Source organism: Providencia sp. UF-224 (genome assembly GCF_058245955.1).
The window spans coordinates 1-16,649 of sequence record NZ_JBSICC010000006.1; the positions used below are offsets into that span (position 1 = coordinate 1).

Sequence of the window (16,649 nt, forward strand, 5' to 3'; positions counted from 1 at the left end):
GACAAATGAGCGAGTCGCTAGGAGCATACATCAGTATGTGACTTGCGCGAGTGAGTGCAGTCAACAACACTGCAACTCGAAGTATGACTGTATTTACCCTGAATATTTAAGGGTATTTACTCTAAATAATTCGAGGTGCAGTTAGGCGACAAATGAGCGAGTCGCTAGGAGCATACATCAGTATGTGACTTGCGCGAGTGAGTGCAGTCAACAACACTGCAACTTGAAGTATGACGAGTAAAACGAATAAACAACGTATTAGCCCGCATTTAGCGGATTCAAAGTCAATATATAGGACCATTATGAAGAATTGGAGAACGCTTATTCTGGGACTGATGTTCGCAAGCTCTGCTACGTTGGCTGCGCCACAGCAAATGGATAAGGTGGCTGCGGTTGTCAATAACGGAGTTGTGCTGGAAAGTGACATCCAGAATATGATCAACACAGTTAAACTGAATGCACAGAACGCACGTCAGCAGATCCCTGATGATCAAACGCTACGTCATCAAATCCTTGATCGTTTGGTGATGGATAACATCATGCTGCAAATGGCAAGCCAAATGCAGATCAATATCCCAGATGAAGCAGTAACTGCAACTATCACTGATATTGCACGTCAAAATGGTTTAACACTGGAACAAATGCAACAGCGTTTAACCGCTGATGGCATCAACATGAACCAGTACCGCAGTGAAATCCGCAAAGAAATGCTGATTGCCGAAGTTCGTAATAACGAAGTTCGCCGTCGCGTCACCATTTTGCCACAAGAAGTTGATGCTCTTGCTGAGCAAATGAGTTCGCAAGCTAATTATGAAATGGGCGTCAATTTAAGTCACATCTTGATCCCATTACCAGAAAACCCAACACCAGAGCAGCTCAAAACCGCGGAAGCATTAGTGGACAAAATTTTAGCTGACCTGAAAAAAGGCGGTGATTTCGGTAAGTTAGCCATTGCATACTCTGCTGACCCTCAAGCGCTTAAAGGCGGAAACATGGGTTGGTCACGTTTGCAAGAGCTTCCAGTCGTATTTGCTGAACAGCTAAAAAATGCGAAGAAAGGTGATATCGCAGGGCCAATCCGCTCAGGTGTTGGTTACCATATTTTACGCGTGAACGATGTTAGTGGTGGTAGCCAGCCTATCTCTGTGACTGAAGTAAAAGCGCGTCATATCTTGATTAAATCATCTCCAATTATGGATGATGCACAAGCAAGACAAAAACTGAATAAAATTGCCCAAGATATCCGTTCTGGTGCAGTGTCATTCGAAGATGCTGCGAAAGAAAACTCAGAAGACCCGGGTAGTGCATTAAAAGGCGGGGAACTTGGCTGGAATATGCCGGATATTTACGACCCAGCATTCCGTGATGCATTGATGAAACTGAATAAAGGCGAGTTAAGCCAACCCGTTCCTTCAAGTTTTGGCTGGCACTTAATTCAGTTAGAAGACACACGCAGTGTTGATAAAACGGATGCAGCACAAAAAGACCAAGCTTACCGTTTACTGTTCAACCGTAAATTTAATGAAGAAGCGCAAAGCTGGATGCAAGAACAACGAGCTTCCGCTTACGTGAAAATTGTTGATGGTCGCGATAACCAAGCTCAAGATGAAAAATCTAACTAAGCCGATTGTGATTACTCCCGGTGAACCCGCCGGGATTGGCCCTGATTTGCTTATCCAGCTCGCTCAACAGGTATGGCCTGTTGAGCTTGTTGCTTGCGCAGATCCCAGCTTGTTACTTGAGCGCGCTAAAATACTAAACTTGCCACTTACGTTAAGTGAATATATGCCAAGTGAGGTGCCTAAAGCGCACACAGCAAGCCATCTATCCATCGTTTCTGTGCCATTAAATGCTTCTGTGAAAGCAGGTGAGCTTAATGTCAATAATGGCAACTATGTGGTTGAAACGCTTGCTAGAGCCTGTGATGGTTGCTTAACAGGTGAGTTTTCCGCCATTGTGACAGGGCCTGTACATAAAGGCATTATTAACGATGCTGGGGTTGCTTTTAGTGGGCACACCGAGTTTTTTGCTGATCGCAGTGGTTGTGAGCGCGTTGTTATGATGCTGGCAACAGAAGAATTACGCGTAGCCCTTGCAACAACACACCTTCCGTTAAAAGACGTTTCAGCCGCCATCACGCAACAAAGCCTTCATGAAGTCATCACCATTTTACATCATGACTTGCAAACTAAGTTTGGCATTGAAAAACCCGTTATCTACGTCTGTGGGCTGAATCCTCATGCAGGAGAAGGCGGCCACATGGGTACGGAAGAAATTGATACCATTGAACCTGCATTGGAAAGTTTGCGGGCACAAGGCATCCATTTAGTCGGGCCACTGCCTGCTGATACACTGTTCCAAGCCAAATATTTAGACCACGCTGATGCAGTTTTAGCAATGTATCACGATCAAGGTCTTCCTGTGTTAAAATACCAAGGTTTTGGTAGAGCGGTAAATATTACCCTCGGCCTACCGTTTATCCGTACCTCCGTTGACCATGGCACAGCCCTTGAGCTCGCAGGTACGGGTCATGCAGATGCGGGAAGTTTTATCACCGCATTGACATTAGCTATCCAAATGACATCTAAGAATACATGAATAATCGAGTCCATCAGGGGCACTTTGCCCGCAAACGTTTCGGGCAGAACTTTTTAACTGACCAATTTATTATCGACAGCATCGTTGATGCAATGAACCCTCTGCCGGGTCAATCCATCGTTGAAATCGGCCCCGGTTTAGGCGCACTTACGGAGCCTGTCGGTAGCCGTATTGAAAAAATGACGGTAGTCGAACTTGACCGTGACCTTGCGGCGCGTTTACACGTCCATCCGCAACTCAAAGATAAATTAACGATCATTCAGCAAGATGCGATGACCGTTGATTTTGGTGAATTGGCTAAACAAGCTGGCCAGCCACTACGTGTTTTTGGTAACTTGCCTTACAATATTTCCACGCCATTAATGTTTCACCTATTCACATTCACCAACTCCATTGCTGACATGAACTTCATGCTGCAAAAAGAGGTGGTTAACCGCTTAGTTGCAGGTCCCGGCAGTAAAGCCTTTGGCCGCTTGAGTGTGATGGCGCAATATTACTGTAACGTCGTGCCTGTTCTTGAAGTGCCACCAACGGCATTTACTCCAGCACCAAAAGTAGACTCAGCCATTGTCCGCTTGATCCCGCACCGTGAGAATCCATATCCTGTTAAAGATATTAAGTTCTTAAGTCGGATCACCACGCAGGCCTTTAATCAGCGCCGTAAAACCATCCGTAACAGTCTTGGTGATTTATTTAGCGTTGAAGAATTAACCGAATTAGGCATCGACTTAAGCACCCGTGCCGAAAATATTTCTGTTGAACAGTACTGCAAAATGGCAAACTATCTTTCTAACCGATCAGAATAGAATGTTGAAGGAGGCACTATGCTTAACGAGCCGAATGTGAGCATCCAAGTTCAGAGTGTCTACATCGAGAGCCAATCTCAGCCCGATATTGCCAGATATGTATTTGCTTATACCATTTGCATTCGCAATTTAGGGCGCGATCCCATCCAATTAATGAGCCGCTATTGGCTCATTACGAACAGTGATGGCCATAAAACCGAAGTTCAAGGTGAAGGTGTTGTGGGCGAACAGCCAATCATTCAGCCAGGAACCGAATATCGTTATACCAGCGGTGCCGTTCTTGAAACACCAATGGGGACGATGGAAGGCTATTACGTGATGATTAGTACGCAAGGGGATAATTTCCATGTGGATATCCCTGCTTTTCGTCTGGCAATTCCAACACTGATTAATTAATTATGTCGACATATATAGTAGGTGATATTCACGGCTGCTATCGTGAATTACGTGAATTGATGGACAGTGTCAATTTTGACCCGCAACAAGACACTCTATGGTTAACCGGCGACCTCGTCGCTCGTGGTGCAGAGTCGCTGCAAGTTTTACGTTATGTCAAAAGCTTGGGTGATTCTGCTCGCTTAGTTCTGGGCAATCATGACCTTCATTTGCTTGGTATCTACTGCAAAATTAGCCGCAATAAGCCGAAAGACCACCTTGATGAATTATTGCATGCGCCTGATTTAGATGAGCTAATTAACTGGCTACGTCGCCAGCCACTGCTGCAAATCGATGAAGAGCGCAAAATAGTCATGACCCATGCAGGGATCACACCTCAGTGGGACATTGAAACAGCCAAAATGTGTGCAAGGGAAGTGGAAGCTGTCCTTTCCAGTGATGCCTATCCTTTATTCATTGACTCAATGTATGGCGACATGCCGAATAATTGGTCTGATAGCTTGATGGGGCTTGCTCGCTTACGTTTTAGCACCAATGCACTGACACGCTTACGCTACTGTTTCCCTAATGGCCAATTGGATATGATCTGCAAAGAAAATCCGAAAAAAGCCCCTGCCCCTTTAAAGCCATGGTTTGATTTACCTAGCCAGCTACCTGAAGATTATTCCGTGTTTTTTGGCCATTGGGCATCACTGGAAGGAAAGTGTACACCAGATAACGTGTATGCAATGGATACAGGTTGTTGCTGGGGAGGCGACTTAACGTTACTCCATTGGGAAACTAAGCAATATCACCGCCAAAAATCCTACCAAAAAAGCCGTAAAGAATAGCGTTTAAACCCGAGATTTACTGATATTTAAATGACGCCATAGTGCGTCATTTTTTCTTATTATAACGCGCTTTCTCCCCCTTTTGTCTCTTTCTATTAGGATTTTTTATTTATAAATATATAAACCGATATAACATAAAAAGAATTAATAAAATTGAATATACAATTAAAATAATAAATAACTCTTTTAAAATTCATGTATTTTAAAAGTTCATTTTGAAATGCTATAAATACCCAAAGCAGCACACCGCTGAAATAACAAACCTTTCAAATATTAATTTTTTAAAAATTGGAGATATATTATATGAAAAAAAATAAATTGAATTATTATAATTTATTTATTATTTCATTAATGTTTAATACAAGTGTCTTTGCTCAAAAAATCAATAATGATATTATAAATGGCCATGATGCTAAGAAAGGCGAATATCCGTATTTAGTTGATTTAAATTATAGTAATGATAGTAATATAAATAAACATTATTGTGATGGTGTAATGCTCAACGACTCATGGCTCTTAACAGCGGCTCACTGTGTTGATGACAAGAATAGAGAGCTGTTTGCTTATATAGGAAGAGACTCTTATTACCCTGACAGCTATCTGTACAAAGCTAATATTGAGAAAATCGTTATTAATGAAAAATGGTATTCACCATTACCGGATGGTAGTAAAGAAAACAATAGTAGTGGCGATATTGCATTAGTAAAAATTGACCACCCTATCAAGAATGTTCCTTTTATTAAATATGATAGCTTGCCCAATCAACTCCCAATAAATATAGGCGATGATGTGACAATTATTGGTTTTGGTATTGGTAGTAATGATCAAATTCCTAAGAAATTACAGAAAAAAGAGATAAAAATACTCGCAGATCGCGCTTGTATTGATTTTCCAGACGCTGATATTGCAACCAACTTTGAGCCCGAGTTTAGTCTATGTGCAGGTGATGAAACTGGAAGTGCCAGCAGCGGTGATTCAGGAGGTCCATTAATTGCAAAAAATGCACAAGGTGAAAGTGTCATTATTGGTGTGATCTCGCGTTCTCTGAATCCCCCTGCAAAATCATTTACTCGAGTATCTAAATATAGTGACTGGATAAACTCAGTAATAAACTCAAATAAGTAAAATAATAATCCCCCCAAGCTAGATTTTAGCTTTAGGGGTTCATTAATCTTTGCAACAATGATGACACAATCACGTGCAACTTATTTCGCTGACTAAAATACTAGTCTCTTTTAGTCAGAACCTCAAAACAATACCCATGAGTATTATTTTCATCTGCCTCATGATATTCCGTAAAGATAGAATCCCACTCATCGGGTTCATATGCAGGAAAATGCGTATCACCAATCACTTCTGCATCAACATGTGTTAAATAAAGCTTATTGGCTAATGGGAGAAATTGTTGGTAAACCTTACCACCACCAATCACCATCACTTCTTCCACATTTTCTATTGCTTGTGCAGCAGCGAGCGCCTCTTCAATAGAAGTCACCCAAATAACGGTATTATCCGCACCTGCAGGTTGGCTACTCAGTACGATATTGACTCGCTGCGGTAATGGACGCCCAATAGATTCATAGGTCACACGGCCCATAATCACGGGTTTGTTTAACGTATTTCGTTTGAACCACGCCAGATCCCCCGGTAAATTCCAAGGCATCGCTTTTTCCATGCCGATAACCTGATCGATCGCCATTGCTGCGATTAAGCTAATATTCATTTACTCACCTTAGAAGCAAAATATAAAAATTGAGCACACTATACGTAAAGAGATTTGCTTCGTCGACTAAATTTAAACTTCCTTAAACAGCTTTGAATCACTTATACTCGAATTGCTAAAATTAAGACCAGAAATAACATTAAAAATCATAAAAGAGCCTGTTTTCCTCTCTGAAAGTAGCAACATTTAGTCGAAAATGGTTCCTACCGCAGTAAGCCGAAAACAGGGTTAAACATAGAGATTGTATCATGTACGAAACCAGTATTATGGTAGCGACAATTGCTGCCTTAGGAATGCTTTCACCAGGGCCTGATTTCTTCCTGATTGTCAAAAATGCCGCTCGCTACCAACGTTCTGCGGCACTTATGACAGCTTTTGGTGTGATTGCAGCCATTGCCTTGCATATGTCTTATTGCGTTGCAGGCCTTGCCGTGCTGATTACCACTACGCCATGGCTATTTAACATCTTAAAGTACGCAGGTGCTGCTTATTTAGTGTGGATAGGCGTTAAAAGCTTATTACCACAGTCGAGCAATTTAGTTGATTTGAACACCACTCAACACGAAATTGTTTCCTTTAAAAAAGCCTTTATGCAGGGGTTTCTTTGCAATGTGCTCAATCCCAAGGCTACGTTGTTCTTTCTTGCCGTATTTACCCAAGTGTTGGACATCAACTCAACATTTGGAGAAAAACTGTGGTTTGCCTTTATTATTTGGGGATTAGCCGTTATTTACTGGCCTATTTTAGTGTTTCTTATCCAAAGCGCCCCTGTACGAAAAGGCTTAGCCAAAGTACAAAAATACGTCGATAGAGTGCTTGGCGTCATTTTAATTGCTTTCGGAATTCGTGTTGCACTTAGCTAATCATTAATTTTGAGTATAAAAAAGCAGGCGCTAAATAAAGTGCCTGCTTTTTGTTTTGTGACTAATAATTAATATTGTATCGTTTCTTGCGGCACAACCACCATCTGCCCCACTGAACCTAAATCCGCTTTTTCTAAATTTTGACTATAAAACAAAAATGGAAAATGGTTGTAGGAAGGCTGCATCATCTGCACTAATAGTTCAGTACGCCCATTAACCCAAACAGTGTCTTTCCAACCATAGTCTTCTGGTGGTGTTGGTTGCCCGTTACGATTAATGATTTTAAAGCGTACGCCTTCTATGTGAAATGCCTGAGGCTCATTCGTAGTGACAATCCAACGTTCCCAATTACCTTGGCGGCTATTGATATCCACACGGTTGGTATCTATAGTGGAATTATTGATGCCAAAGCCATCATTAAGGTGAATATCCCTTTGTGTAATACTGGAAGTCACTTGCGTCTTGTCTTCTGTCAACTGTGTTGGCAAGCCGTCAGTTACTAACGACATCAAACCCGTTGCTTTGATGGTCAGTACGTTCGTTGAAATCAAGCTGTTTGAAGGCTCAAACAGCCCTTTAAGCCTATCCATAAACGTAGCAGACTCACCTGCGGTGATAGTCAGCTCCTGCGTTTTCGCCATATCGATCAATACTTCACGTCGTTCACCCGGTGCAAGTGGCAATTCTTGAACGTTGACAGGAACTGTTAATAAGCCTTGGTCTGACGCAATCATTGCAAATGGGCGACCATCGCTGATTTTCATCACATAATTTCGTGAATTCGATGCATTTAATAACCGCAAACGTACCCAGCCGCGAGACACTTCGATATAGGGGTTTTGCACACCATTGACTAATAATGTATCCCCGAGGAAGCCATTTTCTTCAGCTTTATACTCAGGCACGCCAAAGTTATCCAAACGTTTGTCTTGGATGATAACGGGGAAGTCATCTACGCCATAATGGTTAGGCAAGCGAAGGTTTTTTGTGACATCATCTTCAATGATCCACATACCCAATAATCCATTATGAATTTGCTGCCCCATTTTTCCTTGAGTATTTGCATGGTACCAAAGCGTGGCCGCATTCTGGCGAATAGGGATCACTGGCGACCAATCTGCGTTAGGCGAAATCAGCCTTGCCGCACCACCAATTTGTGTTCCCGGTATTTGCAGCCCGCTAATTGTCATGGAAACCGCTTCGGGTAAGCGGTTACTGTATATCAGTTTGATATCATCGCCATTTTTAACTTTGACAGTCGGGCCTGGTGAAGAGCCATTTACCCCCCACACATCCGCAGAATACTTTCCATCAAAAGACCAATGGATTTTTTGCAATGTTAAAAACAGAGGTTGCCCAGAGCGCGATTCCAGCAGTGGAGGCACGGGTAACTCTCTAGTGCTCTCCGCATAGGCACTCATTGGCGCATAGGAAACACACAAAGCCAACCCTACCGCAACGAGGGCTTGGCATCGATTGAATGACATAAATTCTCCGCTAAAAAAAACATTCCAGCGCATTTTATTGTTAGATATTCAAAATTTTTAGCCTTTGGATTGGCTAATTTTAGATTGGCGCTAGTAATAATACGTCTTATAGACAACAATTTGCTACTTCGCTAATTTTGCGAGCCATGATATCGCGAAAAAAGATTAAATTCTAAAAATATCTTTCTAATATATAAAAAATTAATTAATAGAATTATAAATTGTGTGGATTATTAATTAGGAAAGAATATAAGCAGAAAAAACGACTGCTTAATGTTAATTGGCAGGACTCGATAAAACTAAGGGCAATGATTATGCATTGCCCTTTTTGAGTTACCGCTTAATTTATGATGCTTTTTTCATTTTTTTATTCATTTCTTCAACCTCTAAATCAAGCTCTTTGATTTTGGCTTCCATCAATGAATGGCAATATTCCGATAACTCTCTAACCTGATCTCGGCTATAGGCTGAGGTATCGATAGGCTCTAGCATCTCAATGATAACATGGCCATTATTCCAACGATTTAACTTAATTTTACCCTGCGTACTGGATACACACACTGGTACAATCGGCACACCCGCAGCAATAGCAGCATGAAAAGCACCGGTTTTAAATGGCAGTAAACCACGACCACGGCTGCGTGTACCTTCAGGGAACATCCATACGGAAATCTTACGTTTTTTGATTTGATCGGCTACTTGGGAGATCGTGTTATGTGCTTTCGAACGATTCGCGCGGTCGATCAAAATATTCCCCGTGATCCAATACAAAAAACCAAAGAATGGAATAAATACCAAGCTTTTTTTACCTACCGTCACCGTTCTAGGCAACACGCCATTGGACATGGTGACCATATCGTAGTTATTTTGGTGGTTACCAATATAGATACTTGGACCATAGCTTTTGGCTTTTTTAGGCACGCGATTGATCACTTTAAGACCAAAAACAACCGATAAGCGCCCAAACATATGGCCGAAGGTCATCACGTGTTTTGGGTTGCGTGGGCTAAATAAGCAATAGATAGCACCGCCCACACAAACAAGGATGGTGTAGATAATGACAATAATCGCTCTAATAAGCGCTAACATACTAACCCCAAATTAGCGGAGTATTCGTACTCCGCGATGAATTTTAACCTTTGGTGCCCAATATCAAACCTTGATAAGGCACCCATTAAATTTATTGTTATGCGTTATCTACTGGCTCGATATCGATACGCTCAATATTGTGCATTCCACGCGGTAACGATGTCCCTTTGCGGCCACGTTCCGAACGGTATTTCTGTAGATCTTCAGCTTTAAATTTCAGTTTTCGTTTACCAAAATGCAGTGTCATTGAAGCACCAACAGGCAAAATCATCAACCAAGTTAATACATCTTCACCACTTACCGCTTGTGCCCCTGCAATATTGATAATTTTGTTGCCTTTACCTTTTGATAACTGAGGTAAATCGGCCACAGGGAAAATTAACATGCGCCCTGCTTTGGTGATTGCCAATAACAAATCTTCCTGCTCGTTATTAAGCTCAATCGGTGCCAGCACTTTTGCATTTTCTGGTAACGAAATTAATGCTTTACCAGTTTTATTTTTTGTCACTAAGTCATTAAATGTACAAATAAAACCATAGCCAGCATCTGACGCCATCAAGTATTTTTGCTCTTCTGGCGCCATGAGAACATGCTCAATTGTCGCACCCGGTGGTAGCGTTAATTTACCCGTTAGAGGCTCACCTTGGCTACGTGCAGATGGCAATTCCAACGGATCAACCGAATAGCTACGCCCTGTCGTATCAAGGAATACGGCGGCTTGGTTCGATTTACCACGGGCTGCACCTTTAAAGCCATCACCCGCTTTATAGTTCAAGTTGGTTGGCTCAATATCATGGCCTTTCGCACTACGCACCCACCCCATATCAGACAGCACGACAGTAATTGGCTCTGAAGGTAGAATTTCATGTTCGCTCATGGCTTTCGCCTCTTCGCGTTCATGGAGTGGAGAACGGCGATCATCACCATAGGCTTTTGCATCAGCCTGAATTTCTTTTCTAATTAACGTATTCAGACGGCGCTCTGAACCTAAAATCGCTTGTAGCTCATCACGCTCTTTTGCTAATTCGTCTTGTTCACCACGGATTTTCATCTCTTCTAATTTGGCTAAATGACGTAATTTCAGCTCTAAGATAGCCTCCGCCTGCGTGTCCGAAATATTAAAACGGGACATCAACACTGATTTTGGCTCATCTTCAGTACGGATAATTTCGATAACTTCATCAATGTTTAGATAAGCAATTAATAAACCGTCTAAAATATGCAAACGCCTTAAAACTTTGTCTAAACGGTGATTCAAGCGGTTACGCACAGTTTGGCGACGATACGCAATCCACTCTGTTAATATCTCAACCAAGCCTTTCACCGCAGGGCGGTTATCTAAGCCGATCATGTTGAGGTTAACGCGGTAGCTTCTTTCTAAATCCGTTGTGGCAAATAAGTGAGTCATCACTTGTTCGAGGTCAACGCGATTACTGCGTGGAACAATCACTAAACGTGTTGGGTTTTCATGGTCAGATTCATCACGTAAATCTTCCACCATCGGCAATTTTTTCGCACGCATTTGGCTCGCGATTTGCTCGAGAACTTTAGCCCCCGAAACCTGATGAGGTAATGCCGTGATGACCGCATTACCATCTTCTTTTTCCCATACCGCACGCATACGCACTGAGCCACGGCCGTTTTGATAGATTTTACGAATATCTTCACGGGAAGAGATAATTTCAGCTTCAGTTGGGAAATCAGGGCCCGGAATATACCCCATAATCTCATCAAGATTCAGGGTCGGTTTTTCCAGTAAGGCAACCAAGGCTTCTGCCACTTCACGGGCGTTGTGTGGCGGGATATCCGTTGCCATCCCGACCGCAATCCCCGTAGTACCGTTTAACAAAATATTAGGTAAACGCGCAGGCAACATTTTCGGTTCATTCATCGTACCGTCAAAGTTGGGTACCCAATCAACCGTACCATGGCCTAACTCACTCAGTAATACTTCGGCGTATTTTGATAAACGTGATTCTGTATAACGCATCGCAGCAAATGATTTCGGATCATCGGGTGCTCCCCAGTTTCCTTGACCATCCACTAATGGGTAACGATAAGAAAACGGCTGCGCCATTAACACCATCGCTTCATAACACGCGCTATCACCATGCGGATGGTATTTACCTAACACGTCACCGACGGTTCTTGCTGATTTTTTATATTTAGCGTTATTGCTCAGGCCCAGTTCTGACATCGCATACACGATACGACGCTGAACAGGTTTTAGCCCATCACCAATAAACGGCAGCGCCCTATCCATGATGACGTACATCGAATAGTTTAGATAGGCGCTTTCAGTAAAGGCATGAAGCGGTAAACGCTCCACACCATCATGAGTAATTTCACTCATTCAATTCGTTCCTTACTCTTTTTATCGCAGGATGTTAGACATCAATTTCAGCCATATCGCCTTTTTCTTGCAGCCAATTGCGGCGGTCTTCTGAGCGTTTTTTCGCCAAAAGCATATCCATCACTGCAAGGGTTTCTTGATAGTTTTCATCATCGATGATCAACTGAACAAGGCGACGAGTATTAGGGTCCAACGTGGTTTCACGCAATTGAAGTGGGTTCATTTCCCCTAGCCCTTTAAAGCGCTGAACGTTGGGTTTACCACGTTTACGGCTTAACCTGTCGAGAACCGCATTTTTTTCACTTTCGTCTAATGCGTAAAAGGTTTCTTTGCCTAAATCAATACGGTACAACGGTGGCATTGCCATATAAACATGCCCCGCTTTCACTAAAGTTGGGAAGTGGCGAACAAATAACGCGCACAGTAATGTCGCGATATGCAAACCATCCGAGTCCGCATCCGCAAGGATGCACACTTTACCGTAACGTAGCTGGCTTAAATCTTCGCTATCAGGGTCGATACCAATCGCCACAGAAATATCATGAACCTCTTGTGAAGCTAACACTTCATCAGAAGAAACTTCCCATGTATTCAGTATCTTACCACGCAGTGGCATAATCGCCTGATATTCGCGGTCGCGGGCTTGCTTCGCTGAGCCCCCTGCCGAGTCCCCTTCAACGAGGAACAATTCAGTCATTTTTAAGTCTTGCGAGCTACAATCCGCCAGCTTGCCCGGCAATGCAGGGCCGCTTGTTAGCTTCTTACGCACCACTTTTTTCGCGGCACGCATCCGGCGTTGTGCGCTTGAAATCGCCATTTCCGCCAGTTGTTCCGCAATTTGTACGTTTTGGTTTAGCCACAGGCTAAAGGCGTCTTTGACAACGCCAGAAACAAAAGCCGCACATTGGCGTGAAGACAGACGTTCTTTAGTTTGCCCTGCAAATTGTGGGTCTTGCATTTTCACTGAAAGCACATAGGTACAGCGCTCCCAGATATCATCCGCAGATAGCTTTACTCCACGTGGCAAGATATTGCGGAACTCACAGAATTCACGCATCGCATCCAGCAAGCCTTGGCGTAATCCATTGACGTGAGTACCACCTTGCGCTGTCGGGATCAGGTTTACATAGCTTTCGGTCAGCAGCTCGCCACCTTCTGGTAGCCATAACAGCGCCCATTGGGCCGCTTCTGTTTCGCTAGAAAACTCCCCAGTAAAGGGTTTTTCTGGTAACGCTTCTAAGCCATCAACAGATTCCATTAAATAATCGGTTAACCCATCGCTATAGCACCAGCTTTGCTCAGTATTGTTGAGCTGATCCTTAAACGTGATTTTCACGCCAGGGCATAAAACGGCTTTGGCTTTTAAGTTATGGGTTAAACGGGAAACTGAAAATTTCGGACTATCAAAATAGCTCTCATCAGGCCAAAAATGCACGCTGGTTCCTGTGTTACGCTTCCCACAAGTACCAATCACATGCAAATCTTCGACTTTATCGCCATTTTCAAAGGCGATTTGATATACCTGACTATCACGGCGCACAGTTACTTCAATGCGTTTTGATAACGCATTAACAACGGAAATACCAACACCGTGCAAACCACCTGAAAATTGGTAGTTTTTATTGGAGAATTTTCCGCCAGCATGCAACTGGCCTAAAATCAATTCAACCGCTGGAACTTTCATTTCTGGGTGAATATCAACAGGCATTCCCCGCCCATCATCAATCACCTCAATGGATTGATCAGCGTGTAAAATAACTTCAATGTGCCCCGCATGCCCAGCAAGCGCTTCGTCGACACTATTATCAATTACTTCTTGAGCCAAATGGTTCGGACGCGAGGTATCTGTATACATCCCCGGGCGACGGCGAACAGGCTCCAAACCACTGAGGACTTCAATAGCCTCTGCGTTATAACTAGATTGAGTCATGTTGTCATTCTGCGGTAATAGGTGATTAATTGAACTATTCAATCAGTGAGTTACTGTTGATAATAACAGTGTTCATGCGTTTTAGCACTATTTCTCTACCAATTGAAGAAAATGGACAATTTGAGAAAAGTAAGCGTCAAAACCAATAAAGGCATGATTACCGTCAGGTTCTACAGTCTGTTTACACTTTGAAAGATAGGTAACAGCTTCACGATAATCAAGTACTTCATCGCCCATTTGTTGTAACAACCAAATTCGATTAGGTGCAGAAAGCTGTTCGATATGTAACGCTTTCAGCTCGCCAATATGTTTCGGTTCCAGAACATATTGTTCGTGGGTATAGGGGTTAATATTGACACCCAAATAGTCTTGTAGCAAGTCAAACGGGCGCACTGCGGGGTTGACCACCACCGCGGGAAGTTGATAACGCTCTGAAAACCAAATAGAAAAATAGCCGCCAAGGGACGAGCCAACTAAACCAATTTGCTCATGTCGATGCTGTTGAATAATCGCATCCAACATAGCTTCGGCTTGCGCAGGGAAATTCGGTAATTGGGGGACAATCATATTAATATGAGGATGATTAGTCTCAACCCATTGCTTTAAGCTATTGGCTTTTGCCGATAATGGCGAACTGTTAAAACCATGAATGTAGAGTAATGTAGCCATCGCGAATTAATACCCGTCTGAGTCTAAATCAGGGCTAAATTCGCGTGTTTCTAAGCGATGCACCGTTGTCGTAACGTGCCTTTGCCCTTTTTCATTCACGCTTAACTCTAGGTATCGCCAACCTGGAGCGACAGTATCTAAGGCAAAATTTGTACAGTGTGGCTTAAATTGAACGCAAGTCGATGGCGTGGCTAATAAACGGATCCCATGCCAATTTTCATCCATTTCCTGATGAATGTGCCCGCAAAGCATCGCTTTCACGTTCGGATAGCCTTTTAAATAATCCGCTAAGATATGTGAGTTTCTTAGGCTGTGCTGATCAAGCCATGTACAACCCGATGGTAGAGGATGGTGATGCAGCATCACTAATGTGGTGCGTTGAGGCTCCGCATCCAAACTCGCTTTCATCCATTCTAATTGCTGCTCAGAAAGCTCACCGTGAGGCACATCTTGCAATTGGCTATCTAGCATAAGAATTTGCCATTCTTCGCCAATCAAAATCTGTTTTGCACTCGAAATTCCAGCCACCCGCAGGCTTTCTACCATCGCAGGCGGATAATCATGATTTCCGGGGAGCCAAACACAAGGTGCAGGAATACGTTCAATGCCTTTTGCAAAGTGTTGATAAGCTTTTGGTGATTGGTCTTGAACCAAATCCCCTGTTGCAACGATCAAGTCAATTGGGAGATTTTGTGCTGCGATAGCATCAAGTACCGCCTGATAGCTTTTATAGGTGTTTACACCTAACAGGGTGTTTTCTGTATCTGCAAACAGATGCGTATCAGTAACCTGTAAAATTCTCACAATGTTAGAGTGCTTTGCAGTCACTTCAAGCTGGCTATCCAAAAGTCTTCCTTTTCCGTCAATATTGTTAATACTTAACCTATTCTATTCATTACAACTATACAAAAACTCAACGCACTGACAGTTAGCTTATCTAGCTTATGAATTTTCTTCATTACCCCAAAAAACACGCTTAATTACGCTAAATAATTCGAGTTGCAAGAAGGCGGCAATCGAAACTATCCCAAGGAGCATACATTAGTATGTGACTTGGGTTGCGCAGTGCAGCCAACACACTTGCAGCTTGAAGTATGACGAGTAATTAGTTAAATATCTGCTAATCAGCACACACTTCACTAGATTAATTGTTCTTTAAGATAGTTTCATCCATTTTTCATTAAGTTTATGATAATTGAGCTGTAACCACTGAATAGCAATGACTGTTGCAGCATTATCGATAGTGCCGTTTTCTACCCACTGATAGGCCTGCTCGCGGCTAACAACGTGCACTTTGATATCTTCATTTTCAGATGCTAAGCCGTGAATACCTTGGGCTTGGCGGCTATCTACTTCACCAATAAACACGTGCATGCGTTCCGTCGTACCACCGGGGCTAGAAAGGTAGCTGAGTGCTTTCTCCGTATGGCGGATTTCTAGGCCAGCTTCTTCTATCGCTTCACGGCGAATAACCTCTTCTGGGGATTCATTTTCTTCAATCATCCCGGCAACGGCTTCGAGCAACCACGGCGTTTCGCTAGTTTCTATTGCTGGGAAGCGAATTTGTTCGATTAACACGACATTATCGGTTTGTGGATCATAAGGTAAAACCACGCCTGCGTGACCGCGCTCAAAAACTTCACGGCGAATTTCATGACTCCATCCACCCGCAAACAACCGATGGCGAAATCGGTATTCAATCATTTGAAAAAAACCGTTAAATAATTTACGCTTGGATATAATTTCAACATCATTTTTGCCAAATTTAATTGGCTGTTCTATTTTATTTGTCATTGCATTCTCCAAACCCATTAATTTCCATCTTAAGGAAATAATTGTGGATTAAAACTGTTTTTAAAGTTTTTTAGCCTTAGATGAGGTAATGTTTAATAAAATTGAGACAAA

At 42.7% G+C, this 16,649-nt stretch carries 15 protein-coding genes; 7 read left to right on the top strand and 8 right to left on the bottom strand.

Going from position 1 to position 16,649, the window contains the following annotated elements:
* Positions 1-302: 302 nt before the first annotated feature.
* The 6 genes from surA (at position 303) to AC4IFO_RS07710 (ending at position 5,755) form a co-directional block, all read left to right on the top strand.
* The gene (surA, locus tag AC4IFO_RS07685) at positions 303-1,622 is read left to right on the top strand and encodes a peptidylprolyl isomerase SurA (RefSeq protein WP_490733236.1); all 1,320 of its coding nucleotides are present in this window, start codon (positions 303-305) and stop codon (positions 1,620-1,622) included.
* Positions 1,606-2,598 (top strand): 4-hydroxythreonine-4-phosphate dehydrogenase PdxA, encoded by a 993-nt coding sequence (gene pdxA, locus AC4IFO_RS07690; protein ID WP_490733238.1) that lies wholly within the window; start codon positions 1,606-1,608, stop codon positions 2,596-2,598. The genes surA and pdxA overlap by 17 nt, the downstream gene beginning before the upstream one ends.
* The gene (rsmA, locus tag AC4IFO_RS07695; RefSeq protein ID WP_273838202.1) at positions 2,595-3,404 is read left to right on the top strand and encodes a 16S rRNA (adenine(1518)-N(6)/adenine(1519)-N(6))-dimethyltransferase RsmA; all 810 of its coding nucleotides are present in this window, start codon (positions 2,595-2,597) and stop codon (positions 3,402-3,404) included. Before pdxA ends, rsmA begins: the two co-directional genes overlap by 4 nt.
* 18 nt (positions 3,405-3,422) lie before the next feature.
* A complete protein-coding gene (apaG, locus tag AC4IFO_RS07700; RefSeq protein WP_047755704.1) occupies positions 3,423-3,800 on the top strand; it encodes a Co2+/Mg2+ efflux protein ApaG in 378 nt (125 codons plus the stop codon).
* Positions 3,801-3,802: 2 nt separating this feature from the next.
* Positions 3,803-4,630, top strand: coding sequence for a bis(5'-nucleosyl)-tetraphosphatase (symmetrical) ApaH (gene apaH, locus AC4IFO_RS07705; protein WP_490733241.1), 828 nt, complete (start codon positions 3,803-3,805; stop codon positions 4,628-4,630).
* A 303-nt stretch (positions 4,631-4,933) separates the two neighbouring features.
* Entirely contained in the window at positions 4,934-5,755 is an 822-nt protein-coding gene (locus AC4IFO_RS07710) for a serine protease (RefSeq protein ID WP_490733243.1), read from the top strand.
* Positions 5,756-5,855: 100 nt separating this feature from the next.
* On the opposite strand, the gene folA is transcribed toward AC4IFO_RS07710, so the two are convergent.
* Entirely contained in the window at positions 5,856-6,353 is a 498-nt protein-coding gene (folA, locus tag AC4IFO_RS07715) for a type 3 dihydrofolate reductase (protein ID WP_490733245.1), read from the bottom strand.
* Between the two features lie 248 nt (positions 6,354-6,601).
* Here folA and AC4IFO_RS07720 point away from each other — a divergent pair, with 248 nt between their 5' ends.
* Positions 6,602-7,216, top strand: a complete 615-nt coding sequence (locus AC4IFO_RS07720; protein WP_490733247.1) for a LysE family translocator — start codon at positions 6,602-6,604, stop codon at positions 7,214-7,216.
* A gap of 68 nt (positions 7,217-7,284) precedes the next feature.
* Here the strand turns inward: AC4IFO_RS07720 and ftsP are convergent, their stop codons facing one another.
* The 7 genes from ftsP to nudF all read right to left on the bottom strand — a co-directional run bounded on the left by ftsP (position 7,285) and on the right by nudF (position 16,538).
* Positions 7,285-8,703, bottom strand: a complete 1,419-nt coding sequence (ftsP, locus tag AC4IFO_RS07725; RefSeq protein WP_490733249.1) for a cell division protein FtsP — start codon at positions 8,701-8,703, stop codon at positions 7,285-7,287.
* Positions 8,704-9,048: 345 nt separating this feature from the next.
* Positions 9,049-9,792: a 1-acylglycerol-3-phosphate O-acyltransferase gene (locus AC4IFO_RS07730; RefSeq protein WP_490733251.1), complete on the bottom strand. Its 744-nt coding sequence runs from the start codon at positions 9,790-9,792 to the stop codon at positions 9,049-9,051.
* A 97-nt stretch (positions 9,793-9,889) separates the two neighbouring features.
* Positions 9,890-12,145 (bottom strand): DNA topoisomerase IV subunit A, encoded by a 2,256-nt coding sequence (gene parC / locus AC4IFO_RS07735; RefSeq protein WP_490733253.1) that lies wholly within the window; start codon positions 12,143-12,145, stop codon positions 9,890-9,892.
* A gap of 34 nt (positions 12,146-12,179) precedes the next feature.
* Entirely contained in the window at positions 12,180-14,075 is a 1,896-nt protein-coding gene (gene parE, locus AC4IFO_RS07740; RefSeq protein WP_490733255.1) for a DNA topoisomerase IV subunit B, read from the bottom strand.
* A gap of 87 nt (positions 14,076-14,162) precedes the next feature.
* Positions 14,163-14,744 carry an esterase YqiA gene (gene yqiA / locus AC4IFO_RS07745; protein ID WP_490733257.1) on the bottom strand — a complete coding sequence of 194 codons (582 nt, stop codon included), beginning with the start codon at positions 14,742-14,744 and terminating at the stop codon, positions 14,163-14,165.
* Between the two features lie 6 nt (positions 14,745-14,750).
* Positions 14,751-15,590 (bottom strand): 3',5'-cyclic-AMP phosphodiesterase, encoded by an 840-nt coding sequence (gene cpdA, locus AC4IFO_RS07750; protein ID WP_490733259.1) that lies wholly within the window; start codon positions 15,588-15,590, stop codon positions 14,751-14,753.
* 309 nt (positions 15,591-15,899) lie between these two features.
* A complete protein-coding gene (nudF, locus tag AC4IFO_RS07755) occupies positions 15,900-16,538 on the bottom strand; it encodes an ADP-ribose diphosphatase (protein WP_490733261.1) in 639 nt (212 codons plus the stop codon).
* Between the last annotated feature and the right edge of the window lie 111 nt (positions 16,539-16,649).